Origin of the sequence: Neochlamydia sp. AcF65 (genome assembly GCF_018342435.1) — a bacterium.
GTDB lineage: Bacteria > Chlamydiota > Chlamydiia > Chlamydiales > Parachlamydiaceae > Neochlamydia.
The window spans coordinates 45,030-70,653 of the sequence record NZ_JAEMUE010000046.1 but is presented as its reverse complement, the minus strand read 5'-3'; the positions used below and the strand labels follow the sequence as shown (position 1 = coordinate 70,653).

Annotated in this window: 16 protein-coding genes; 7 read left to right on the top strand and 9 right to left on the bottom strand. The window is 37.3% G+C overall.

The window, feature by feature from the left end:
* Positions 1-94 precede the first annotated feature (94 nt).
* Together NEOC65_RS06015 and NEOC65_RS06010 are read left to right on the top strand one after the other, a co-directional pair.
* Positions 95-694 (top strand): LemA family protein, encoded by a 600-nt coding sequence (locus NEOC65_RS06015; protein WP_213156032.1) that lies wholly within the window; start codon positions 95-97, stop codon positions 692-694.
* A 74-nt stretch (positions 695-768) separates the two neighbouring features.
* The gene (locus NEOC65_RS06010; protein WP_249299087.1) at positions 769-1,752 is read left to right on the top strand and encodes a M48 family metallopeptidase; all 984 of its coding nucleotides are present in this window, start codon (positions 769-771) and stop codon (positions 1,750-1,752) included.
* Positions 1,753-1,937: 185 nt separating this feature from the next.
* On the opposite strand, the gene NEOC65_RS06005 is transcribed toward NEOC65_RS06010, so the two are convergent.
* Positions 1,938-2,432, bottom strand: a complete 495-nt coding sequence (locus NEOC65_RS06005; RefSeq protein WP_213156031.1) for a DoxX family protein — start codon at positions 2,430-2,432, stop codon at positions 1,938-1,940.
* A 464-nt stretch (positions 2,433-2,896) separates the two neighbouring features.
* Here NEOC65_RS06005 and NEOC65_RS06000 point away from each other — a divergent pair, with 464 nt between their 5' ends.
* The 3 genes from NEOC65_RS06000 (at position 2,897) to NEOC65_RS05990 (ending at position 6,789) form a co-directional block, all read left to right on the top strand.
* A complete protein-coding gene (locus NEOC65_RS06000; protein WP_166157476.1) occupies positions 2,897-3,088 on the top strand; it encodes a hypothetical protein in 192 nt (63 codons plus the stop codon).
* 9 nt (positions 3,089-3,097) lie between these two features.
* A complete protein-coding gene (locus NEOC65_RS05995) occupies positions 3,098-5,632 on the top strand; it encodes a hypothetical protein (RefSeq protein WP_213156030.1) in 2,535 nt (844 codons plus the stop codon).
* Between the two features lie 212 nt (positions 5,633-5,844).
* A complete protein-coding gene (locus tag NEOC65_RS05990) occupies positions 5,845-6,789 on the top strand; it encodes a hypothetical protein (protein ID WP_213150886.1) in 945 nt (314 codons plus the stop codon).
* A gap of 91 nt (positions 6,790-6,880) precedes the next feature.
* Here the strand turns inward: NEOC65_RS05990 and NEOC65_RS05985 are convergent, their stop codons facing one another.
* Both NEOC65_RS05985 and NEOC65_RS05980 read right to left on the bottom strand, forming a co-directional pair.
* Positions 6,881-7,405, bottom strand: coding sequence for a DUF2937 family protein (locus NEOC65_RS05985; protein ID WP_166157467.1), 525 nt, complete (start codon positions 7,403-7,405; stop codon positions 6,881-6,883).
* Entirely contained in the window at positions 7,405-8,349 is a 945-nt protein-coding gene (locus tag NEOC65_RS05980; RefSeq protein WP_166157464.1) for a cation diffusion facilitator family transporter, read from the bottom strand. Before NEOC65_RS05980 ends, NEOC65_RS05985 begins: the two co-directional genes overlap by 1 nt.
* A 481-nt stretch (positions 8,350-8,830) precedes the next feature.
* Between NEOC65_RS05980 and NEOC65_RS05975 the strand changes: the two genes are divergently transcribed.
* Entirely contained in the window at positions 8,831-12,892 is a 4,062-nt protein-coding gene (locus tag NEOC65_RS05975) for a hypothetical protein (RefSeq protein ID WP_213150888.1), read from the top strand.
* A gap of 498 nt (positions 12,893-13,390) precedes the next feature.
* On the opposite strand, the gene NEOC65_RS05970 is transcribed toward NEOC65_RS05975, so the two are convergent.
* From NEOC65_RS05970 to NEOC65_RS05945, 6 genes are all read right to left on the bottom strand, one after another.
* Positions 13,391-17,740 (bottom strand): HEAT repeat domain-containing protein, encoded by a 4,350-nt coding sequence (locus NEOC65_RS05970; RefSeq protein ID WP_166157458.1) that lies wholly within the window; start codon positions 17,738-17,740, stop codon positions 13,391-13,393.
* A gap of 62 nt (positions 17,741-17,802) precedes the next feature.
* Positions 17,803-20,076, bottom strand: coding sequence for a hypothetical protein (locus NEOC65_RS05965; RefSeq protein ID WP_166157455.1), 2,274 nt, complete (start codon positions 20,074-20,076; stop codon positions 17,803-17,805).
* A gap of 754 nt (positions 20,077-20,830) precedes the next feature.
* A complete protein-coding gene (locus NEOC65_RS05960; RefSeq protein WP_166157452.1) occupies positions 20,831-21,181 on the bottom strand; it encodes an RNA recognition motif domain-containing protein in 351 nt (116 codons plus the stop codon).
* Positions 21,182-21,586: 405 nt separating this feature from the next.
* Entirely contained in the window at positions 21,587-21,943 is a 357-nt protein-coding gene (locus NEOC65_RS05955; RefSeq protein ID WP_166157449.1) for an RNA recognition motif domain-containing protein, read from the bottom strand.
* 386 nt (positions 21,944-22,329) lie between these two features.
* Positions 22,330-23,019 carry a hypothetical protein gene (locus NEOC65_RS05950; protein WP_166157446.1) on the bottom strand — a complete coding sequence of 230 codons (690 nt, stop codon included), beginning with the start codon at positions 23,017-23,019 and terminating at the stop codon, positions 22,330-22,332.
* 15 nt (positions 23,020-23,034) lie between these two features.
* A complete protein-coding gene (locus tag NEOC65_RS05945) occupies positions 23,035-23,679 on the bottom strand; it encodes a DEAD/DEAH box helicase family protein (RefSeq protein ID WP_213156029.1) in 645 nt (214 codons plus the stop codon).
* Between the two features lie 306 nt (positions 23,680-23,985).
* On the opposite strand from NEOC65_RS05945, the gene NEOC65_RS05940 reads away from it, so the two are divergent.
* Positions 23,986-25,575, top strand: a complete 1,590-nt coding sequence (locus NEOC65_RS05940) for a peptide ABC transporter substrate-binding protein (RefSeq protein ID WP_213150892.1) — start codon at positions 23,986-23,988, stop codon at positions 25,573-25,575.
* Positions 25,576-25,624: the final 49 nt, after the last annotated feature.

Genomic DNA, 25,624 nt, shown 5'->3' with positions numbered 1-25,624 from the left:
TGAATGTAAGCTAGTTACTGCTCTTTTAAAGGAGAAACAATTTGTTACACTATAAATTTTATTTTAAATAAAAATATTATAAAGGAGTAAACCTATGCTGATAACTATTGGTATTATTATTACAGTTCTTGCTGTTGTAGCGCTCTCGTTAATAGGAATTTATAATAGACTCATAGAAACGCGCAATCAGGTGAAAAATGCGTGGGGCCAAATCGATGTCCAACTACAGCGTCGCTATGATTTAATACCCAATTTAGTAGAGACAGTAAAAGGCTATATGGAATATGAAAAGTCGACTTTAGAAGGTGTTATCGAAGCCAGGAGCCAGGCAGCTGCAATAAGAGAACAAATAAAAAAAACTGAATTACCTTCCCACCAAGCCATCAAAGAATTAATGAGTACTGAGGCCAGCCTTAAAGCAGGTCTAGGAAACATTTACGCTTTGGCAGAAAATTATCCTCAACTTAAAGCTAGCAACACTATGCATAACCTACAAGAAGAACTGAGTGCAACAGAAAATAAAGTTGCTTTTGCTAGGCAAGCTTATAACGATCAGGTATTAGCTTATAATAATATTCAGCAAAAGTTTCCCGCAGCTCTTATCGCTAAATCGTTAGGTCATCAGCCTGCTGAGCTATATGAGGCAGAGTCTGAAGAATCTAAAAAAGCTGTAAAGGTTTCTTTTTCTTCGTAGACAAGAAAAATTAAATTTACTTTAAGTTTGCCTATCTATGCTAAAAGCAAATAAAGGATGAGAATGTAGTTTTTATGGCTATAAACTTTTGGGAAGCTCAGAAAAAAGCACGTTCAAAAACAAGACTATATTTAGCTCTTTTTTTAGCGCTCACGCTTTTAATTTCCGCATTAGTTGAATATATGATGCGCAATTTAGCTAAAGATAGTTATCACCCTCCCATCCCTTTACTCGGTTCGGCCTTCTTAATTATCACTTGTGGTATCGCCTTGTTAGAATATAGCCATTATAAGGCGCAGGGAGGCGCCTATGTAGCTCGCTCCTTAGGGGCTCGACTTATAGATGGCCCCGCAAGTAATCTGAAAGAACAACAGCTGTTAAATATTGTGCAAGAAATAGCTCTAGCTTCTTCGTTGCCTGTCCCCTCTGTATACCTAGTGCCCACAGACGCAATCAATGCTTTCACAGCGGGCTTAACACCAAAAGATGCAGTCATCGCTGTTACCAAAGGATCGTTAGACAAGCTTAATCGAGAAGAACTACAAGGGGTCATTGCGCATGAATTTGGCCATATTTATAATGGAGATATAAAGATTAGTATGCGCCTTGCTGCTATGGTAATGGGCTTCTTTTATGCTTTATATATCGGAATACGAATCCTTCAATATACTTCTCACTCTAAAGAAAGAAGAAAAAAAAAGGAAAATAGTCCGGTAATTATCGCAGCACTTATTATATTTTTGGCAGGAGCTTTAACCTGGATTATGGGCTCTATTTTAAAAGCAGCGGTAAGCCGTGAGCGTGAATATTTAGCAGATGCTTGTGCTGTACAATTTACAAGGAATTCCGCGGGTATTATTCAAGCCCTTATAAAAATTGAAAAAGCAGCGGATGAAGATATGCCTTTAAAAGGAATGGCTTATTCTCACCTATATTTTAATGATAGAATCAGCTTGACCAGTCTATTCTCTACTCATCCCCCTATAAGAAAAAGAATAGTAGCCCTTGAAGGAAGAGAATATATGCCCATAGAATGGCGCCAAGATAAAATTCTATAGCATTAAAATTTATAGAAGATAAACTTTATAAAATGGCTTTTTTTTCAGAAGCTCCCCCTCTTTTAAGTAAATTCTTTCTTTTCTTGTTAATCGTGGGGCATCGTCTAAAGTAGCCAAATGCTCCCTTAAACATAGGGAAATTGGTATTCTTTAAATTTATCCCCTTCTCTCTAAACTTCCTCTACTCACAATTTTTTTTCTATCAAATAATCTACTGAAGCTTTACCCGAGCCAAAAGCAAAAACAACCAGACTCGCACACAAATAAATAAATGCAAGCTGGGTAAGAAGTTGCTCAGGTGCACTATAAGCATTTAACAAAGCATCATAATGAGCAGTGTAAAGAGCAACAAGCATTACTATGGAGAGAGCAAAAGCTGCTAATCTTGCTCCTAAGCCTAATAATAGGCAAGCTCCTCCCACTAATTCAATTAGGCTAGCAGCATAAGCATTGAAAAGAGGATAAAAGATACCTAGGCTAGCAAAAGCTTCGGCAGTACCATAGATGTTCTGAAGTTTTCCTAGCCCAGACCAAAAAAATGACCAACCAAAATATATACGTAGGGCTAGCAAAAATAACGACTGCGAAGCAGTCGCAGCTTTATTAAACTTTAAATAAAAATCTCTTAAAATTAAATTTTTCATTATTAACTCGCTGTAAAAGGTTATTTGTTTTGCCATGAATGGCGTCTTGCTGTTTGCTCAAAATAGCTAATAAAATCTGTTGCTTATAACTACTCCAAAAAAAATAATGATTTTACCGAATATCGAGATAAATTAAAGAAGATAATAGCTTTTTTATTAACTTTTGTGCCCAGCCTTTAATTTCTTCTCACTTTAATCCTACTCCCCTATAGAAAAAGGAAACCTGCAAATTAAGAGGAGACTTTTATTTCTAAGGCTAGAAAAAATTTCTTTTTCATGCTTTTCTTCCCAAAGAAACTTTAGGTTGTATCTTCCCTCGCCTATAAAACTACTGCATGCAACACCACTTTACAACACTCTCTATCCTAGAAAATTTTGTCTATAACAGGGCGCATTTCTTAAGGGGAACTTCCTCTAAAATAATCTTTTTAGAAAAAAATTGAAGTAAATTTAAAAGCCTGCTTTATTAAGACAAATTAACAGTTAAAGGCTAAATTTTTATGCGCCCCTCCAAAATCATAGATCGAATCAGCCTTGCTATAGCGATAGCAGCGCTATTTTTTAGTTTTATTCTTTTCTATCGCGAGACATTCGAGGCAAAGCAAAGTTTTGCAGCAGCTATTATGTTAGCAGCGCTTGTTTGGTTATCCTATATCATGCTACGTTGTCTATTATTAGCCTTAAAAAAGTAGGTCTAAAAAATGTTAAAGTCATTCATTAGCTGCACTTTCCTCTTGTGCAATTCTTTATCCCTATTGGCAATAGAAACTTCATGCACCTTTGACATAGCGTCGAAAACATACTTAAACATTGAGCCCACTCAGCCTCAGCAACACTTAATAGTGCATAATTATAGCTTGAAAAACATTTCTTCGGAAGTTATCTCCGATCTATTTTTGTCCGTTAATATGGATAGAGAAGAACAAAAACAGATAGGAATACAACAGCTTGAAAAAAAAGAAAGTTTGTGGGGATGGTGGCAAAAGCACCAGTTAAAGATAGCAGAAAATGAAGCTTACTCTTCTTTATTGGGGTGCAGTATAAACTTGCCGTCTAGAAAGGTGCCCTCTAATACGCGTCATTTACAAGAATTTTACTTTGATAATCAATGGCATCTTATAGACCAAGAGCGCCAATTAGGCTATCTTGCCTTAGACAATCATACGCTTGCAGGTTATGAAGAGGTGGCAGATGACCCTTTTTTAGTACTAAGAACAAAAGCTTCGGATCTTGAAAGCTCGTTTGATTTCTCAACATCAAGTAGGAATTTTGCTCATTTAGATATCTTTCCTAAAGAATTTGATGGCTTTGAACCGCAAGATGTTAAGCCGAGCATGCAATGGACAAACAAGTCATCTACTTTATATCCCCAAGAAACGCTTACTTTTTATCCTAATGGCTTTGTAGAACAAACTGTAATTTTAGCAGAACGTACTTTATCTTCTTCTATCGTGTATCTTACCTCTGCTTATCCTATCGTCCAGCTTATCAATCATACTCCTGAAGAGATTATACTTGAAAACCAGAAGAAAATTATAGCTCCTCAAAGTACATATGATTTTGAAGTCCCTATATGGACTGTAGAGATAAGAGCCAAGGACCCTACCGGAACCCTTACGCTTGTGGGGCAAAATTGTGAAAAACATCTATGGACTCTTGGATCAAATGTAGTGGACATAGGAACAAAGAAAGATGTGGGCACCACCTTGCTAACCGTCCGTTATGATTTAGAATTGAAGAAAAGTCCCAATGTTTGCATTGTCAACTCTAGCGCGCACTTTGATCATACCTCTCCTTACTTTGATTTATCTTCGCTTAGTAGCCCCACGGAAAAAATATGGTGGCAAATATCTACGGATGCCAATTTTGATTATCTTATTCCTAACTTTCAAGGCATAGAGGATTTTAAAAATAGAGTGATTGTTGATAAGCTAACTGAGACTTTTTTTAACTCCCACACAAACTACTATTTTCGTGTTAAAACTTTACAAGATAGCTGTTGGAGCGAATGGTCGACACCCTTTAAATTTACTGTGGATAAGCCTAAACCTATTGCTCATCCCCTGTTTAAAAAGACAGGTGAAAAAGAATATGAGATTAGTTGGGAACCCTCCGAATTTTCAGATACGCAATATCATATTTTTGCCTCCAATGCATTAGATTTCATCCCCTCTCTCTACACGCACCAGCAGTTTAATTGGCTGGATCATGATCAACAGTTATTTGATGAAGTCAATAATTGGATAATCTCTACATCCAAGTGTTCCATAAAAATTGGGTCCGATTATGCCTTTTATCGCATTATCGCCGAAAGAGAAGGACAATACTCTACACCTTCACCTCTTATTCGGGTGTATGATTATGAATTAACTATTCCCCGTACCGTACTTCAAATCCCAAGCTATTCATTACAAGAAGAAGCTAGAAGAATAGAGTTTCCGCCCCCCTATGTCCATCTAGCAGTGCCTTTTCATCCGCCTATTTTCAAAAGTGCAAATGCTCCTTCCCTCTATCCTAACTATTATGTCCAACCTTCTCATATAGAGCCAAGCATTTGGCTACATTTACAACCTTTTTTCTTACCTGAGAATCACCCAATTAAGCCTCGACTAGATCGTCTCTTTAGTAAGCGGGTGACTCAAAATAAAGAGACCTTGCAAAAGGCAGGATTCATGCAGCCCACTCCTATGCGTTTTAGTAAAACCATTGTAACAAGAAATAAGAATATTCCTGGTTTCATCTTTAAATTTTTTGGAGATGATCAAATGGAAATTAATGATTGGCAGCGTTGTTATGCCCGTGTCACAGGCGCTATTTCTATCCAAGAGGCGTTGAATCGGCACCATATTAATCACCTCTTTGTAGTTCCAACTAAATGGATATACCCTTTACCGGAGGCTCCCTATCCTTCAAAACAAACTAATCTACAAAGAAAAAATTTTATCGTTATAGAAAACGAAATTGATATTTACTCTGGAAAAGAAAATAATAAAATGTGGAAAAGTCCTATAATTAATCAACATACTCTTTCTTGGATTTATATCCTCCTTCAGGAGCTAGGACTTAATGACTCCCCTTATAATTTTAACATGCCTATCACTAAAGATAATAGAATTGCTTTTGTGGATACTGAACATCATCATAAATGGCCTGTACCTTTAAAAAAGCTTTGGCAGTTTTTGTCTCCCCCGAGGAGAGATTTTTGGAATCACTTATGTGAGGAAAAAAACTTATAAAAAGCTTTTTCTTCTGTATTTGCCTAAAAAATTTATGTTTTTAAAATTGTTAATTCTCTCAACTCCTCCTCAAATATCTATCTGTCTATCCTTCTGTCTTTTATGAAATAACGCGCAAAAATTACTTTCTCTTAAAAATATTTATCTGTAATAAATAAATTTATAGTCGCTATAAGAAATTTGTTTACATATTTTTTTACAAGGTTGATTTTATGAATCCTTTATCATCTCCGTGTTCAACGAGCTCATCTATCCAGCCTTCCACGCCAGAAGCTCATTCCTCCAATCTCTCACCTATTTCTTCTATTTCGGCCAGTGGACGCGATGCTATTAATCAAAAAATAATCAATTTGGTTAGAGAATTTAACGAATTAAATATGGAAAATAAAAGGTTAAATAAAAAATATTGTGATTTAGAACAGGAAAAAGAAAATTATAGATCAAAAAATGAAAAATTAGAGAATAAATATAAAACCCTTAAAATAGTAAATGATAAATATAAGACACAAAACGCCCAGTTAAGCCAAGAATGTACCACTATTAATACACTTTATCATTTGCTTTTATCCTCACCCGTTACAAATAGATTTAAAAAAGAGCATGAGACCTCCGGCGGAGACTTATTATTGCATTTTAGTAACAAAATTAGTACCTTATGCAATAGAATTGAACTAGAAGAAATTGGAAATAAAGAATTAAGCTTATCTAGCCAACAAGAAAAATTGAATATTTATATCAACACTTTCAACGAAATTAAAAAAGAGATCATCGAAAGCCTTCTTATGGACACCTTGATAGACATGAATACTAGAAACGAAAAAGAACCTATCCGCGATATAGATAGAAATGTATACATTGATAAATTTAACTTTATGTTAAAGAATTTTCGTAAAATGGGCAAACTTCTTCAAAGCTTAACGGTAAAGTTATATCCCCATGACCCCAGATTGCAAGCTTTAACGCGTTTTTATTATTGGGGCTCTGCTGAGCCTCAGGTCATCTACCTAGCTCCAGGCGATACTGAAAAAGAAATATTTGAAGCTTCAAGCTCTATTACTGAAAGGCCTATCCGTTGGAGCTTCCAAGAAGTTGATACGCCGGAAAATCTTATAAAAAAGAAAGAAAATAGCAACCACTCCTTTTCACAGCCTTTATAAGACAAAGACTTAAGTAAAAATACTTCTAGCAAATGCTTCCAAAAATAAAACCTGAATTGTTTTCGTTATCATCTAGCTTAGTAAATTACTTTTACACTGCTTTTTCCTCAGCTTTATAGTAATATCCCCATACGCCTTTGATAAGCTTGCTTAAAAGCCCATAAATAGCCACGCCCACAATCACTCCTATTCCTGCGTAGATAGCTCCTTCAGAGGTAAAGGAAATGCCTATTTTATAAGATTGCCATGTTAATTTGGCAATTTTCCAATCACCATACTCTATAAATAAAAAAGGCTTAAAATAGATAGAAGCTTGCTGCAATGCTTGAAAGCTGTCATTGAGTGTATAGTAACGTTCAAGCATATTATTCATTAAAGTACCTTGCAGCTGGAAATCCGCATCTGTGCTATTCAAGAATTTAGCAATATACTGCTGTAAAGATTTTCCTGTAACCGAAGCGGCGCTTTGCATTGCCTGCAGCTGAATTTTCAATTCTTCAACATGCCCTAATAAATTCTGTTGGTATTGTTGGATAAATAAAGGAAATTGAGAAAAAGCTAAAGCACCCATGACAGCAAACAATCGATCGATTAGACCTACTAAGCCCTTAAGCACTAATGATCCCCTGGATAATAAGGCTCTACATGGACGGTGACATCCCTGACCGCCGGCCAAGCTTTTTGAATCTCAGCACGCACATTTTGAGTAATTTGATGAGCTAACGTTACAGACATATGAGGATCGACTTCAATATCAATATTAATATGAGCATCCGGCCCATACTGTTGAATGCGTATTTTTTCTGTTTCTTTCACTCCTTTCACGCTTAAGGCAGCAAACCTTACCTTATCAAAATATTCTTTAGCAGGAATTTTATCAATGAGCTGATAAAGATTATTTTTTGCTGCATATACTCCTATACCTATCATAAAGCCTGCGATAGCTTGAGCTCCTAAATGATCAGTTAAAGCACTTAAAGCAGGATAATAACTTCCTAAAATTAAGGCCAGGGCTGCTATAGCACTCGTGATGCCATCCAAACGATAATGCAAGGCATCAGCGGCTAAAGCAGGACTGTTTTGCTTTTTAGCTGTATTTATCACCAATCGATAGCAAATTTCCAATAAAACAACAGCCAGGGCAGGAATTATCCATGCATGAGCTGTTACAGCCTGTAACTCGTTGTTATCTACAAAAAGGTGAAAAAACTGTTGAAAGAAGGCCAACAAGCCAATAAAGACTATGACTATGCCAATTTGCATTCCTACCAAAGGCTCGAAGCGCCCATGTCCAAAGGGATGGTTCTTATCTGGAGGTCGCTCAGCAAATTTTATAAAATAAATTAAAGAAATACTAAAAAAAACATCTACAAAACTTGAGATAGCATCAAGTGTTAAAGCAGAACTGCCAAAAGCCCATGCTCCCATGCTTTCAGCCCAGATAATAAGTAAACGTATATAAACCCCTCTTTTAGCAGAAAGGATAAGCTGACGATTACGCTCGCGACGAGCTATGGATACATAGGAAGGAAGTTTAACAGGATCAGGATAATGGCTCATAAACTTAAAATATAAAGAATGGAGGATAAACGATAAAGAATTATATTCCTTCTCTCTGCAATGGGATTATCAAAAGTACTTCTCGCCCCTAAAGGCGGATAAATTAGCTTACTAACGCTGATTATCGGATGAGATAATAGGCTAAAGCCTTTCAAATCATCTCCTAAGCTGTAAGCTAACTCATTAACTTTTGTTTTTCCGCGCAAGTCAATTGCATGGCAGGGCTTACTAGATTTGTAAGCATAGATTGCTCTTGGGCTGATTAGATTGTCAAGATAAAGCTTTTTATATTTACTTATTTAAGACTACTTCATCTGCTAACATGCCAGATAAATGAAGAGAGGGTATGCTGTTTATTTTTTATTTAGCCTAATTTCTGAAATGCTTTATTACAATTTACTCCCTTTACAGAAATAGTTTTAAGCGCTACTATAATATAAAGTAATATTTAATCGTAAGCCTTTAAAATGGAGCCATTTAAATGGTTAATCATGATTCCTCTCCCCCCTCTTTACTCCGAAAGAGCTTTACTATCATTTGGCGGACTTTAATCACGACTCTCTTAGCCGTTTTAATGGGTATAATTTTTTTACCCTCTATTCTTTCCACCAAGTGGGGGAATAAAGAGCTAGAAAGACTAATCAATTCCCAGATTGCAGGAAAAATAACTTTCCAACATTTAACGCTTAGCTGGTTTGGGGAGCAAACATTAACACATACTTTCCTTTTCAATAAGGAAGAGCAAAAAATTGGGTCATTAGATAGAGCTGTTGCAAAAACTCCTCTTTGGAAGCTACTTTATAATCAGGGAAAAAATGGAAATTTCGAGTTTAGTGGGCTTAATGCAGAAATTATTCAATATCCTGAAGGCCATACAAACATTCATTATGCCCTGCAAGCTAAGAATTCCCCTAACATATCCTTCAAGAAACAATCATCAGCAATTTCATTGAAAGACATGTCCCTATCTACTTCACTTGAAAAAGATAAAGATAATTATATTTATATAAGGGGACATACTGTTAGAGACCAGCAAGAGGGTTTTTTTAATCTCCAAACTTCAATAAATCATCAGAAAAACAGCTCTAAATTTGCTATTTCCCAGCCTTTCAATTCTCAGCCTATAGAAGCTATTCAATTGCACCTCGAGGCAAGAGACTTCCCCGTGGGTGTATTGGATGAAACAATAACCCTTTTAGATCCTCGCTATCGTGGCCTATTAACGGCCTTGTTAGGAGAAACATTAAACTTGCAACTTCACCAATCTAGCAATCCAGAGGGAATTGCTTTGAAGTTAGATATTAAATCACCTTGGGTGCAAGGCATGATAAGTGGCTTATTAAAAGATGATCGCATCCTTGTAAAAGAATCGGATTCTATTGAAATTAATTTACAGCCTCATTTTGTAAATCTTATTAACCAGTTCGTTTCTGAGCATCATAAATTTCAGCTCAAACACGCTACTAAAGGACATTTTAATCTAAATGCCATGGAATTGGTGGTTGCTTCTGGAAAAAAAAGTAAGAACTACATTGATGTTATCAATTCCTATATGCAAGCAAAGTTAGTAATCGATCAAGCTGATCTGTCGTTCTCACAACCAATAGGAAATATTTCTTTGAAAAAATTTAATCTGATGCTTGATGCATTAGATAAAAGCAGTAAAATCATCCTTAACATTAATAGCCAAATTCTAAGAAATCATTCTCTTACTCAGATGAATTTCAAGGGTCAGCTAAATAAGATTTTTAAGCCTAAAATTGCTAGCTTGTTAAAAAATGCAGAAATGTCATTGGATCTTAAAGGGCTTCCGCTTTTACTTGTGGAAGAGATGAGTAGTCATCGTCATTTACTTGTAGACACTTTAGGTCAGACTTTTGATGCGCAAATTAATTTTTCTTATAAAGACTTCCCTCTTCTTGCTCTTAAATTTACTTCTGACACCCTTGACATGGATACTATCTACTTAAACTTCTCACCTCATCTAACCTTAATGGAGCCTACCAGGATTAATTATCAACTTTCCTCTTCATTATTAAATAAATGGGGCCTTCATAAGTATTCTATAAAATCTCAAGGCTTGGTACCCATAGAAGTTATCCTAAAAAAAATAGAAATACCTACGCTTGATATTGAAGGATTGAGAAAAGCAACTCTTGCTGCTCAGATCAGTATCCCGCAAATTAATCTTATTAGCTTTAACAATGAAGGGCTGCTTGAAGTTACCCACGTTCAGGGAGAACTGGAAGGAAAGCTGTTAGGGAGAAGTAGAACAACTTTTACAGCTAAATTGGCTCCTGCCCCTAATAATCTGTCTTTAAAGCATTTGCTGGGTACGGAGGCTGATCTGCAATTAATTGCTGACATAGAAAATAAGCCTGCAGGAGTAATGATAGAAGAACTTAAAGCAGAAATTAACAGTTCTTTAGGGCAAGCCCAATTTAGCGGACGCTTAGAAAATTTTGAAAAACTTTTTCTTACTTCCCCTGCTACGATTAGCTACACCTTGACACCTAAGGCTCTAAAGGCTTTAAGCCTTAACACTACCTCCCTAAAGGAGCCTTCAAAAATTTATATAAGCATGGAGGTAGACAAAAAGGGCATCAACTTCCTGGACTTAACATCTTCAAATTTTAAAGGTTTTATCAAAATTGATCAGCTCAAACTGTCCGAAAATGCAGGCGCTCTTCACCATTTGTCCCTACCGTGGGAAGTTAAGGAGGTTGATAATAGCATTCACCTGCAAATCGAAGGTCTAACTAACTTATATGGTGCCCACGAGGAGGGCTCGATAAATGGCTTAATCCGCCTAAGTAACTGGGGAGAGGGAGGCCAATTAAATTTTTCTAAAATGCAGCTACAAAGCAAGCTTAAACTTGTTAACTTTCCTGTCATTCTTCTAGAAAAAATTAGTGGATATCAGGATTTGAGCATCCTTATAGGAAAATCGTTTAATATGGATGCTTTGATTGATCTCTCCAAATTTAATCAGCCAGAAGGCCATATGCAGTTAGCATGGAGTGGCAAAGGAACTAAAGGACAAGGAGATTTCAAAATTCAAGAGGGAATGATTATAGCTGAGAGCAGCTCCCCATGTACCGCTCAATTTACCTTAACTCCCGAGCGCTTTCAGATCATTCGGCAACGCATGCTAAATCCAAATAAAAGATCACCACACGTTATTTTAACCGATTCCTCCACAATTTTATTGGATATAAATTCCCTTGCCTTTCCCTTGCAGGCTAACGATCATCCTCATTGGTTAAACGCAAGTATCAATTCTCACATCTACGTGGATCATCTAAATATTGACGATAAAAGCACTCCTAGCCATGTCTGGATTAAAAACATTCAAGGAAAAGTTAAAAGCCAGCAGCTAGCCCAAAGCATTGCTTTTTCTTTGAAAGGAGAACATGGCGTGGTATCCGATCATTCCTCTCTTCCCTTTTCAGTCATGGGTCAAATGACTCATTTATTTACCCCCTCTGGTAAGTTAAACACGGATAATTTAACCATGTCGCTTAAGGCTCAATGTAAGCAGTTTCCTGTCAAAGCTTTAACTCAATTTGCAAGTGTAGGAAATCTTTTACCTCAACGCATTTCGGCCATTTTAGGCGATGAGGTAAACGCTGATGTACGTATCGAGATTGATCGTTTACATGGGCCCATCATTGCTAATTTAAATGGAAAAAGAGGAAGCATTGCTTTAGATGCAACCTTAAAAAAGGGTATTTTAACCCTTAACCAAGATTTTCACACCCAGGTAGCTCTCACCCCCGAATTAGGTAAATATATATTAGAAGATATTTTTCCTTTAACTAAAGGATTAATTGGGTCGGATAATCCTCTTAATATTAATATTAAGGCAGCAGGATTTAGCTTACCCATCAAAAACTTCGATATTAAAGCGGTTAAAGTAGGCTCTGCCTCTTTAGAACTTGGAAAAGTACGTTTTAAGAAAGAGGGGCAATTAGGTTCTATTCTAAGTCTGTTTAACACGACTAAAAGCGATAATATCTGCGTGTGGTTTACACCTTTATACATAAATATGCAGGCAGGGAAGATGCTGTTCCAGCGTATGGATATGTTAATTATGAATACATACCCTATCGCTACCTGGGGAAGTGTAAATCTGGATAAGCACCGCGTGGATATGACAATTGGCCTGACGGCTCAATCTTTAATTAACGGCTTTAACATCACCGGTTTGAAAGAAGATTACATGTTACACATCCCTTTTAAAGGCAAAATTAACCATGCTTCTATCGATACAAAAAGAGCAACAGCAAAGATTGCGGCTTTAGTAGCTGCTAATCGAGGACCTGAAGGAAGGTTAATTGGCACTGCGCTGCATATTGCTGCAGGTGGCTTAAAAGAGGAAAAAGCTCCTGCTCCTACGACTCATCCTCTTCCATGGACTACAGCAAATGGAACGCTGAGTTCGGACGAGACATTACCCCCTAATTCCAGTTCTTCTAGCCATCCTTTGCATAAGGTAGAAGAAAAAGCTTCGTCTTTGTTGCGTAATTTATTGCCCTTTTAGGTTAAAGTACCTTTAAAAAAATGTACGCAAAAATATTTATAATTTCTTTTCTCTCCCAAACCGTAATTCTTGACCACCTTTTAGAATAATAGAATTTTTGGTAAGGGGGCGCTAAGCATCTAAGAATGATTGTATGGCGTTCTCTCAAATTTATAAGGGGATATTTTAAAATTCCTCTTTTACTTTCTCAACGCCATCAATCTAATCATCGATAGATGTAATAGCTCAGACGTATAGATCTTACAAAAAGAGTCATCAATAAAATATTAAGTCCTTTTGGCATGCTAGATTTGCTATTGTAAAGCCATGAATGCAGATAACCCACATGCCCTACCATCTATTTCCGGTAAAGAGTTTAGTTCTTTTCCAGCTTCCATTCACATTTGACCTATCCAAAAACCTGTTAAACTAAACGTAAAAAATCCTGGCCATTATCCTTTCAAGGGCACTATATCCTCTAAAGTCTTTCTTGCCTGGCTTCAGCAGCCCTGTTTGATATTAGATTTGATTGGTAAGTCCTGAAGAGCCCTCAATTTGGCTGAGGCTATCTAATCGCCTCCGCCATATAGCAACTTCTGTGGGTAGCTTTTCTTTTAATTCTTCGTAGTTAAGCTTTATTGTTTGTTCGGAGGAATAAATTGTTCTTTTATCAGAAATTTGAAATTGCTGGCTCTTAACTGAAAAACTGCTCTCAGTAAAAAAACAAATTTTAGCAATTAAAGGAAATGCTTGAATGTTCATTTTCAATAAAGCATTTTTATCGATTTCTTTCAAAGCAGCGGCAGCAGACATTTTGGCATCTCGGTCGCCCTTCTCTAGAATTTGGATGAGATCATCTAGCACTCCTTTGGAGAGCTCGCCTCCCTGCTGTACCACTGTGCCTAGGGCACTGATAGCAAAACTTTTGGCACTGTAGTCGCCCTCTAGGAGAATTTGGAAGAGAGCATCTACAACCCTCTTAGTAAGCTTACATTCATACTTTGTCCCTGCTCCTAAGGTCCTGGCAATAAACATTTGCGCCTCAAAATCAACCTCCTGCTCTTGGAAAATTTGGATAAAAGAGTCTAGTGCTTTTTTAGGGAGCTTTCCTCTTCGCTGTGCCACTATTCCTAGGACGTGGGCAGCAGAACTTATGGCAGCAGAATCGCCTTTTTTAAGGATCAGGATGAGAGCATTTATCGCTTTTTTAGGAAGCTTGCTTCCTTGCCATGCCACTGCTCCTAAAACGTGGGCAGCAGAATTTATGGCGACAGAATCGTCCTCGTTGAGGATTCGGCTGAGAGCATCTAGTACTTCTTTCGGAAGCTCGCCTCCTTGATGTACCACTTTTTCTAGAACGTGGGCAGCAGAATTTATAGCGGCAGAATCGCCTTCTTTGAGAATTCGGCTGAGAGCATCTAGTGTTTCTTCAGCAAGCTCGCCTCCTTGGTGTGTCACTTTTCTTAGAGCTTCAACAGCAGACGTTTTAGTATATAAATCGCCTTTTGTGAGAATTTGGATGAGAGCATCTATCGCTTTTTTAGGAAGCTTGCCTCTTTGCTCTGCCACTACTCCTAGAACATAGGCAGCAGAACTTATGGCAGCAGAATCGCCTTGGTGAAAAATCAGGATAAGAGCATCTATAGCTTCTGCAGAAAGCTCGCCTCCATGCTCTACTACTTTTCTTAGTGCATCACTAGCCAACGTTTTAGCATATGAATCGCCTTTATGAAGAATTTGGATGAGAGCATCTATAGCTTCTGCAGAAAGCTCACCTTCATGCTTTACCACTTCTTTTAGAGCCCAGCAAGCAGACCTTTTGGCATCAGTATCGCCTTCTTTGAGGATTTGGCTGAGAGCACTCAGTAACTCCTTAGCAAGCTCGCCTTCTTGCTGCGCGACTTTTCTTAGAGCCCAACAAGCAGACATCTTGACAGCAGAGTCACCTTTTCTGAAAAGTTGAATGAGAGCACTTATCGCTTCTGTAGGAAGCTCGCCTCCATGCTCCACCACTTCCCTTAAAGCATTACTAGCAGACATTTTGGCATCACGCTCGCCATGCTTGAGAAGTTGGGTGAAAGCATTTATTGCTTCTCCAGGAAGCTCGCCTCCATGCTGTGCAATTTCTATTAGAGCCATATCAGCAAACAATTTATGATGTAAATCGCCTTCCTGGAGAATTTGGATGAGGGCATCTAGTGCTTTCTTGAGAAGCCCGCCTCCAAATTTTACATCTTTTCCTAGTCCTTCGATAGCAGACATTTTGGTATCACAATCGCCTTCTTTGAGAATTCGGCTGAGAGCATCTAGCGCTTTTTTAGAAAGCTCACCTTCATGCTGTGAAACTGCTCCTAGGACACCTGCAGCAGACCTTATGGCATCACGATCGTCTCCATGGAGAAGTTGGATGAAAACATTTATTGCTTCTTCATTAAGCTCACCTTTATGATTTACCGCTGCGCATAGAACATAGGTAGCGTAAACTTTGGCATCACGATCGTCTTCCTGGAGAAGTTGGGTGAGAGCTTTTACCGCTTCTCTAGGAAGCTTGCCTCCTTGCTCTACCTCATCTCTTAGAGTCTTAATAGCAGACATTTTTACATCATAATCGCGTTCTTGTAGAAGTTGGGTGAGAGCATCTAGTGCTTCTTCTGGAAGCCTATCTCCTTGCTGTGCCCCTGCTCTTAGAACATAGATAGCGGTATCTTTGGTATCACGATCGCCTTCTTGGAGATCTATGATGAGAGCATTTAGCGATCCCTTAGCAAGCTTGGCTCCTTCTTGTATCACTTCTCTTAAAGCCCTACTAGCAGATACTTTGGCAGCACGATCGCCCTCCTTAATAATTTGAATGAGAGCCTCTACTGCTTTCTTAGCAACCTCGCCTCCTTGTCCTGCCACTTTTTTTAAAAGATAGATAGCGTCTTTAGCACCATAATATTTAACGTGGTCCTTAACAACCCCAGCAATAAATCTCACTATTTCTGGAACTAACCTTTGTCCTGCCCTAATGAGGTTTTCCACGTTCGCTAGCGTATTTTCCGTGGCCTGTGGGTCGGATAATAATCTTTCGATAGTATAAGTTATTTTAGGATGAGTAAGAAGATTTTTATTTCTAAGCAACATTTCAAAGTTTAAGCCTGATAAGGAGAAATGTGTAATATAGTCTTTCACAAGCTCAACGAAGCCTTCGTATTGCCTTACCTGAGCAGGATTTTGGCACTCTTCAAAACAATTTGCAATTAAATTGAGCTCACTTCTGGCAGCTAGATCGCGAGGATCAGCAAAAAGATCATCAAAAAAAGATTGTAGCGGGTTTGAATCTAAATAACGTCGATTACGTGAAGTAGACAAAGAAAGATAGCCGGCAATCATGCGCATAACTAAATTATAACGAGGCTCAAACTTATAATTATGCACAAAATCCTGGCATGCTTGTCGATTTTCTCCTCGTAGATATTGATTGGCAACTTTTGAAGCGGTTAAAAATTCTTGAAAAGTTAAGTGAATAAAGTACCCTTTTTCTTCTGGAATGCGAAGCAGCCCACAATCTATAAGCTCGTTGGCTGTGATTTCTTTACCTCTAAAGTGATCAATTTCTTCCTCCTCCAAATAAAGGGTATTTGTTTTCATGGCAAAATTAGCCATTTCTTCAAAAGCTATGGCTATTTTGGCTACTTCTTGATTATAACGCAGGTTTTTCTCTGCAAGAATTTTCTCCTTGGTTTGATTGGATTTGCCTTGATCAATTCTCCTCAAAAGAAACCATTTATACATCCAATTAACAATCCGTTCGTAAATAGCCGTCATCGTAATGGATTGAGTAGAATCAAAAACCTCTGGATCTTCGTTAAAGAGGCAGCAAAGAAGAGTCAAGTTGATGGGAATTTGCGCAAGACTTAAGACCTGGGGAGAGCTTTGAAATAAGTGGTAAAGTTTTTGTTTTTTATCTTCTGATTGAACTTGTTTGAAAAATCTATCGATATAACGTTCGACCCCTTCTTTATCAAAGCCTAAAAGCTCTAGCTCACAAGAACGGTTAAAAGAGCAGCTTCCAGGTCTTGAGGTAATTAGAATATGGGGAAATAACTCTTTTAGCTCCTTAAAGGCTGTAGCCAGGCTTGTATTTCCTTGAGCTTCTGCAGAAAGCTCGTCATAACCATCTAAAACAAGAAGAGTTTTTTCTCGCAAAGTGGCATCGTTTATACAAGCCTCAATTGCTTTTGAATCAATTTTGCCTGCATATTCCCTAGCAATAAGATCAGCGGGAGTATACTCTTTATCAGCAGGATATTTCTTTAAAGTAAGGTTTCTTAAAGGAATCCAAAAAAGATAAGAAAAAACGCCTTGCCAAAGCTCTTCTTTTGCCCAGCGATAGGCAATATAGTGGCATAAAGTGCTCTTACCAATTCCTGCCGCGCCTTGAATGTAAATTCTTTTAGCGTTTTCTTTTTCAAGGCTTTTGTGCTCGAAAAGCTTTTCAATTTCAATATTCTCTTTAGACTCATAGATAGTTTCAGAAGTTGGGAGGCGTTCATCTTGTATTTGCTCGGAATGTTTATCAAGTGCTTGATCACGCACTCTTCTTTCTTTGCTTTCAATGATCCCTAAGCGCACATAAATTTCTTCTAAAGGAACTTTAAATTCCCACTCTTGCTCTGCTTTGATCCTAAAAATAGAAAGGGTCTTCTGAGAAAGGTAAAGGCTTTGAAGAGAGTTAATGAAAGTTTGTGGATTTAGGGGTACTTGAGACAAAGGCTGCAATGCATGGTATTGAATAGTAGAGCTAATAAGCAGCCTTGCATTCTGCTCTAAGTGGATTTGACTAGCGTTAGCCTGGACATTAAAATGTCCAGGCGTGGCTTGCAAAGCGTTAAGACTGTGCTCACAACCATCTAACCCATCAGCGGAGCGTGGTTCTGATGGGCTGCTTACTTTGGGTGGCTTCCAAACACCCCCTCGGCTAGCACTTGAGCCGTTTTGTCAGAAGGATTTGCCACCACTGCTGAGTAAGAACGAGCTTCTTGATTCACCTGGCTCACCCTTGCTTTTCCTCCTTCTGCACCCATTACTAAGCTTTTTGCATCTTCGCCTATCTGATGATGTTCATCTATAGCGCTCCCTTCCCGGGTTGTTTCCAAAGGTTCAGGAGGCTGCAGAGGGGCTGGAGCGGAAATAACGGAAACTGAACCTTCTAGCTGTTCTTCCTCATCGGCATCTCGCAACGGGCTCAGCAGATTTTGTCCCCATAAATACCCCTTTTGCTCTAATCTAGAAGCGCAAACCAGGCCGATTAATTTAGCACTAATCGATAAATAAAGCTCTTTCTCCTGTTCAAAATAACGCGTTTTTTCTTCTTCGGTAGAAAGAGCACGTAATTGTTGTATTAATTCAAGTGTTTTTCTAGGTTTTTCAGCATCTAAAATCGTAGGGTTTGATTTAATACGCTGGATAATTTTTGCTTGATCATTTAGAAGAGCTAACTCTTTCCGTTTAAAAGTGCTATAAGCATTGTCTCTTACCTGTTTAGCTTTAAGATAGGTAAATTTGGGCAAATCCTTTCCTTTTTTACCTTGGGCTAAACGTTTTATGATCCCATCATCTAATTCTGCATTGCGTCCACTAAAAATAAGGTTAAAAAGTCGCTGTCCATACTTGGCTGTATAATAAGCGATCTCTTCAGGCAAATAATTTTTATGAGTTAATTCTTTACTATGTAAAAGTTTAAAGCCTACTTGCTGGAGAGCCGAGCCTAATAAAGTTTGTTGCGAGATAGGAAGGTCTGCGGCACCGCTTTGCCCATTAACGACATGATACACAGCGGACCGACACACATAAGCTTCATTAGCAAATGTGCTAGCTAGAATTTGACGAAATTGATGCTCTGTTTGCAGCTGAGCTGTTTTTATAATGTTTTGGCGTAGTGAATCTTTTAACTTACGACAACTTTCTTCCAACATAGCGCAGTTCTTTTGCTTTTTTTCAATGATCTCTTGGATATCTGGATCATCACTGCTATCACCTAATCTTTTTAAGGCGGCCAACTCTTTATCTAATGCTTGCTTTTTTGCCTCTAATTCATCCATTAAAGGCTTTCTTTTACTCTTTAAAGCTAGGATTTGTTCATAGCAATCTGTACATTGTTCTAAATGTTCGACATAGAGTCTGTTAAGGGCCGCAATGATAATATCTTGTGCTCGTACTGGTAAAGGATCTAATTGGCTTAGCTGTTGTATTTTAGCATTAAGGGCTTTTAAATGATGGCCGCGTATGTTTTCTACCCCTTGAAAAATGGTATCATAATCCTGCTGGCAAAGTGAGATGTGAGTTCCTTGGGCCTCATTAGGCAATTCTGCCTCAAGAATTTTACCTAACCTTTTTTTAACAAGATCTTTAAATACTTGCCATTCCTCTTGCTCCAAGCTAGCATGCAGGGAGAATAAACTTGCCGCCATTTCTTGAACATGTTTTTGATATTTATATTCTTTAAATATTTTGGTAAATTCTTCTTCAGAAAAAAGCCTCTCCCCTTGAATTAAGGGATTATTTTCTTCATCGTGAAGAAATTTGGGATAGATTTCTTTATCTTTGGCTATGGTATCTGTATAAGCATTAGAATCTCGTTGGGAAGCAGAGGTCATCTTAAATAGCTCTTCCGAGATGCTATAAAAACCATTAATAATAGCGTTGGTAATGTGTCCTTCATAATCGAGCCCTTCCCTTTTAATCCTTGCTTTTGCATGCTCAAAAAAAGAGTTTTCTCCTATAAACGTGGTCAGAATAGAAGTATCAATATCGGAGGTTAATTTGCGACTGCCAGGAGCTTTAATAGCAATCTTGCACTTTTGCGACTTCTCTAATCCTGTAGGCACATGAGCTGTTTTTTGCGTGACTATAAATTCGTACCATTTCGCTGTAAAGGTATACCCATCAGTAGCTGTTCCCGCTATCCTACCTTCTATTCCTGCTGCTAGATTAAAATAAGAAGAAGGAAATATTCTTAAAATGGCTTCTCGGTAGCTGGCATAGTCGACTATATCGCGGTCTTCTATGTGGGCTTGCATCATTTGAGCAGCTTGCTCCTGAGCGCCCGCCTCTAAGCGTAAAGTTGTAACGTAGTGTTTTTTAAGGGTTTCCCAATCGGTGTCTCCTAGTTGTTGAAACCGTTGGATTGCAGAAAAATCTTGTTGAATAGACATAGACATAGTGACCTCTTTGGTTAATTTAATACTATGTTATGAAAAAAATGAGCCTCCTAATAAACTGAGAAGGGGTAATTAATTTCTTCCCATCCTTTGATTTATCCATATTCAAGGGTAGTTAAGAGTTTTAGTTTCATGCAAGTTTTTTTTAATTTGAGCATAGGTCGTAAGTATTAAAAATATTTTTATCGAAGACTTTGATGATCTAGCCACCATCCGGCAAGTTAATTTCATGGAGTATATAATTTTTGAAAAAGGGTCCTCCAACTTGTAACATATGTTTTAAATCAGAATTTAAATTAAGGATTAACCTTTCATACCTTCAGGGGTACATTTTATCAAAAGATAAACAACTCCAAGAACTCGGAAGAGCCGGCACAGGGTAGGCATCTTGGGAGGCTGCCCTAATTGATTAACAATAAAGGTAGATAATCTTTGTAATTGTTGACGCAAGTGACGGTGAGTAAAGATATAGGCCAGCAAGCAAAGACATATAATTACGGCTAAAGCTATAATCCTTTGCTCATTTTTAAATAATGCCCAATAGATTTAGTGACGAGCAGATGCCCTTGCTGCCATCTACAAACACGCCTTGAACTTAAAAAAATGAGCCATTCTTGCTCGGCGGCCCTAGACTGGAAGGTTTTATTAATCTGCTGATGGGCCAATTTTTCTTTTAACTAGGTTTAAAAAATTAAAAACCATGATTTAAACAATCATGGTTTATAAAATTTCTAGTTAGAAATAAGGGCGTCTATTAATCGTAATTTCTATCACGATTAGAACGCTGTCCTCCTCTAGAATAGGAATCTCCACCGTTGCCACGAGGGCTTCTATTATCACGGCCACCACCTGCACCTGGCTGGCGCTCTTGGGCGGGACTTAAATGAAGGTTACGCTCTAAGAAAGGCTTTTCATTAAGCTCGTGAATGCATTTTGCAGCTTCATCATCAGCTTCCATTTCTACAAATCCAAAACCTTTAGATTTGCCTGTATACTGATCTTTAATAATTTTAATGGAGACAACAGTTCCAAAAGCTTCGAAAAGAGGCTTTAAAGTCTCTTCACTTGCTTTCCAGGATAAATTGCCTACAAAAATTTTCTTCATATGGACTCCGTTTTGAAATATTATATTAGTTTTTTACTGTAATTTTTTATTTTTTAAAAGCAAGTATTTAATAAGAAGAGTTAGCATTAGGGTGGTAAGTAACCGCTCTCCTTTGCTAACTTTTACTTAAATGCTTAATTTATAAATTTTTAGATCCTTGTGGCTTACAATCGTAAGGATGTGAAAGAATATTAAAAAAATTTAGCATGAATTCTAGTAATTTAATAAAGTAAGATTATTTTATGTAATTGATAATGCTTTTATTTACCTGTATTTCTAGCTTCTATACTTTATTTAGTAACTAAATCTGCCTACATCATTTTATTCAAGCTGCGAAGTTAAAAAATTGGAAAACCATGGCTTAAAACCATGGTTTTTAGAAATCGTTTAAGATCGATAATCTTATTACTCAGATGCAAAAGATCTATCTCGATTAGAACGTTGACCACCCCGGTGATAGGAGTCCCCACCGTTGCCACGATGACTTCTACCGCCCTGAGGGCTGCCTGCGCCAGCTTGACGTTCTTGGGCGGGGCTCAAGCGCAAATTACGTTCTAAGAAAGGCTTTTCATTAAGCTCATGAATGCATTTTGCAGCTTCATCATCAGTTTCCATCTCAACAAATCCAAAACCTTTAGATTTGCCTGTATACTGATCTTTAATAATTTTGATGGAGACAACAGTTCCAAAAGCTTCGAAAAGAGGCTTTAAAGTCTCTTCACTTGCTTTCCAGGATAAGTTGCCTACAAAAATTTTCTTCATATGGACTCCATTTTGGGTTGGTTAACAACTGCAATATTTAAGTAGAAAAAGAGAGATCTAAAAGAAGTTCTTAAGCGCTAGGAAAGAATGATTTATAAGATAAAGGCTAATTGAAACGAGCCTTTAGACCTTATAAGTAAACTCTGTTGGGAAATCTTGAAAATTTGACATCTAATGAAGCCCAAACATAGTCCCAGAGAAAATTAAAAGATTTAAAATTCTCTAGTTTCATAATTTTTCTTACGACTTTAAATACTTATTAGATACTAGCTCGCCTCATTAAATTGCAGATACTCAAATTATCAGCTTTCTTTAGATTAATGTCTACTGATTTGTAAAATTATAATTTTTAGCCAAGCTGATTTTTTTATAAAAGTTTTATCAGCCTACTGAATTTTATACTTTAATTTTTGAAAATAAAGAAATCTATTCACAAAAGCTTCTGTTAAACCATTAAGGGTTTTAGTTAATAAATCGGAAAAATCTTTTTTTGGTGAAGTAATCAGCTCTTGCTTTTCCCAGGTAATTGCTTGATAAATAATTCCTTTTTCCAAAGAGACACGCTTTAGAATAACAGGTTCAAATAAGCGACATGAACAGCTAGCAGTATAGAACTGGTCGATAGAATCAACTAAAACTAGGACATGAAAGAGAGGTAAGAAAGGCTCGTTAGCTTCAGGCAGGAGTGTTGAGCTAATCCCAATTTTGGCAAGTTTTTCTTGAATATGCGCTTTAACTTCTTCTTCATTAATGTCAAAATTCTTATTTTCACCCTTCACTAGCTCTAAAATTATGTGAATATTAGGTTTTAAGTTATATAAATTATCGCTTCCCACCCACTGATTGTCTTTCCAGCTTACGATCCCTGGCAAGGTAAAAGGGAAGCCCTGACTTAAAATAGGATTTAAAGGCTTTTTAAAAGAAAGAAGAGAAGTTCTTAATGATTCAGAGGCTTGAGCAGTAGAAATAGCCGAAGGAGGATGATTGACTTCAGAAGAAAGGCTTGGTAGATCTGCATAGACCATACTAGCTTTCAACAACACCGCTAAAATAAAAGCATAAGCTATCTTTATCATAGACTTCCTTAAATATTAGTTTTTCATAGAAAAAGACAACAGATTAGAAGAGTTGTCATTATTTATTTTAAAGGATTTAAAGAAATATTCGAATTCTGCGCTAGGCTCCGCCACCGATTTAGACAATACTGATAAAACATACAGTTTATTTTTATCTAAAAAGGCATGTCCCTTAATAGTATAAGACTCATTAGTAATTAAAAATTCTACATTTTTAATGTCCTCTAGGCTTCCTTGCTGAAACTTCTCTAATCTGTTTCCTGGGTTTGATACCACCATATCATCGACAACCTTTTTCAAAACCTTTTCACCATCTCGTATTTTGTTAACGTCTAAAAAGGATATCACGCTAATCATAAAGACATGATCATTATTCTCTGAGACATACATCTCATATTGCTTAGATTCTTTAGTTTTACTATCTAAGGCTCGATCGGTAGCGTGCTGGGGTAAGGTGGGAAACTTTGAAATAAAGCTTTTGGAAGCTGGTATATAATCTATCCACCCTTCAAAGATAGGCTCGGAAACACTGCTATTTTCGTTATAGGAATTTTTCGAAGCTAAAAACATGTGGTCTACAGTATTTTTTCCATATCCATACAAAGTAAAAGCTCCTATTAAACTTACAATAATACTACCCACTAGAAAACTTTTAAACATAGACCATCCCATCCACTTGTTGTACAATTAAATTTTTTTTATAACGGATCCCTCATAATGCTACAACAAAAATTAAGAAAGGAAAAATTTTTGCTATTCTTATCAGCAAGAAATGCTCGCTAAATCTACTTTACGCCTTTAAAAATATTTCATTAGCTTTGAATGAGAAGCAGATAGATTTAAATAAATTAATTAATTGAAAAACAAGATTTTTACCTTTAATTTTAAGCTTGCTAGAAAGAATAGGCGCTTGGCTTGTATTTTAATAAATCTTACATACCGTCACGGAGGAAGAGGACGATCCATATGAAGGAAAATTTTTCTTTAATCACCCTCCTTATATTTTTACTTACAGCTTGCCAGAATGAAAAAGTGCCTATAAAACAAGAAGCTATCCTTAGATTAGCTTGCGAAGAGTCTGCTTCCAGCATGGATCCACGCTATCCAGCCAACCTGATCACTAGAAATCTTTTGCATATGCTTTATGAAGGTTTGATGAAGATAGATCATCAAGGCAAGGTTATCCCCGCGCTAGCTCTATCTGTAGAAGTATCTGCTGATTTAAAAACTTATACTTTTGCCCTCAAAGATACAAAATGGAGTGACGGTACTCCATTAACAGCAAAAGATTTTGAACAATCATGGATGAGTGTTTTACTCCCTTCTTTTCCAAGCAAAAACCTTGACTTACTCTATATAATTAAAGGGGCAAGAGCATTTAAAGAAGGAAATGGCTCTGCAGAAGCAGTAGGCATTCAAGCATTAGATGCTAAGCATCTAAGGATACAGCTAGAAAATCCTACTCCTTATTTTTTAAAGGTAGTAACCACCCATTTATATTTTCCCGTTCACTCTTCTATAAGATGCATGCAGAAAAAGGAAAATTATCCCCTAGTAACTAATGGCCCTTTTAAAGTTAAAGAATGGAAATCTTCAGCAGAAATTATTCTCGCAAAAAATTCCTGTTATTGGGATGCAAAAGTAGTTGCCCTTGACGCGGTTATCCTTTCGAGGATGAATGCAAACCATGCTTACAAAATGTTTGAAAGAGGAAAGGTAGATTACGTAGGCTCTCCTTTAAGCCATTTACCCTCACAGGCTATGCCAGCCTTAAAACACCAAGAATTATTAAAGATTAAGCCTGCAACAATTATGCATGGGCTGCAATTCAATGCCAAAAATACCTTTCTGAGCAATATCAAAATACGTAAAGCTTTTAACATGGCCCTCAATAGAAAAGTTATTGCTGCGCTAGCTACCCAAGGAGCTAACTCACCTGCCACTGGGATACTTCCACCCCTAGCAGATTGGGAAGCTATAAACTACTATCAAGACAATGATCTTCCAGCAGCTTGGCAATTATTCCAAGAAGCTTTGCAAGAAATGAAAATGGATAAAGATTCTCTTCCCCAGCTTACCTTAACTTATGCTAATACGGACACCCAACGCGCAATTGCTCAAGCTGTGCAGCAGCAGTGGAATCATGCATTTGGTTTTACCATTCAACTACAAAAGCAAGAACCTGAAGTTTTCGCCCGAACTACTGATAAAGGAGATTACCAAATTGCTCTAAATTCATGGTATGCAAGGTTTAGTGATCCTCTAAGCTTTTTAGAAAGCTTTAAAGTTTATAATCCCGCTTTTAGCCAGGAAGAACATACCAAATATTTGGGTTTATTAACTTTTTCTTCCATTGAGAATGATAAGGATCAACGTAGAAAATATTTAGAAAAAGCTGAAAGACTTCTTATGAACGCCATGCCTATCGCTCCTTTGCTTTTTGGGTCTTATACTTATGCAGAAAGCGAGAATTTAGGAGGAATAGGCCTATCAGACCTAGGAATTTTAGACATTAAATATGCCTTTTTGAAAGATATAAATGAAGGTCCCCCTTAATTTTTAAGCCCATTTATTAATTGCGTGAACAAAAGGAAAAGACTTTTCC

Bases quoted from the DNA above. Each gene is read 5' to 3' on its own strand.
- NEOC65_RS06015 (WP_213156032.1), top strand. From the start codon at position 95: ATGCTGATAACTATTGGTATTATTATTACAGTTCTTGCTGTTGTAGCG.
- NEOC65_RS06010 (WP_249299087.1), top strand. From the start codon at position 769: ATGGCTATAAACTTTTGGGAAGCTCAGAAAAAAGCACGTTCAAAAACA.
- NEOC65_RS06005 (WP_213156031.1), bottom strand. From the start codon at position 2,432: ATGGCAAAACAAATAACCTTTTACAGCGAGTTAATAATGAAAAATTTA.
- NEOC65_RS06000 (WP_166157476.1), top strand. From the start codon at position 2,897: ATGCGCCCCTCCAAAATCATAGATCGAATCAGCCTTGCTATAGCGATA.
- NEOC65_RS05995 (WP_213156030.1), top strand. From the start codon at position 3,098: ATGTTAAAGTCATTCATTAGCTGCACTTTCCTCTTGTGCAATTCTTTA.
- NEOC65_RS05990 (WP_213150886.1), top strand. From the start codon at position 5,845: ATGAATCCTTTATCATCTCCGTGTTCAACGAGCTCATCTATCCAGCCT.
- NEOC65_RS05980 (WP_166157464.1), bottom strand. From the start codon at position 8,349: ATGAGCCATTATCCTGATCCTGTTAAACTTCCTTCCTATGTATCCATA.
- NEOC65_RS05975 (WP_213150888.1), top strand. From the start codon at position 8,831: ATGGTTAATCATGATTCCTCTCCCCCCTCTTTACTCCGAAAGAGCTTT.
- NEOC65_RS05965 (WP_166157455.1), bottom strand. From the start codon at position 20,076: ATGTCTATGTCTATTCAACAAGATTTTTCTGCAATCCAACGGTTTCAA.
- NEOC65_RS05960 (WP_166157452.1), bottom strand. From the start codon at position 21,181: ATGAAGAAAATTTTTGTAGGCAATTTATCCTGGAAAGCAAGTGAAGAG.
- NEOC65_RS05955 (WP_166157449.1), bottom strand. From the start codon at position 21,943: ATGAAGAAAATTTTTGTAGGCAACTTATCCTGGAAAGCAAGTGAAGAG.
- NEOC65_RS05950 (WP_166157446.1), bottom strand. From the start codon at position 23,019: ATGATAAAGATAGCTTATGCTTTTATTTTAGCGGTGTTGTTGAAAGCT.
- NEOC65_RS05945 (WP_213156029.1), bottom strand. From the start codon at position 23,679: ATGTTTAAAAGTTTTCTAGTGGGTAGTATTATTGTAAGTTTAATAGGA.
- NEOC65_RS05940 (WP_213150892.1), top strand. From the start codon at position 23,986: ATGAAGGAAAATTTTTCTTTAATCACCCTCCTTATATTTTTACTTACA.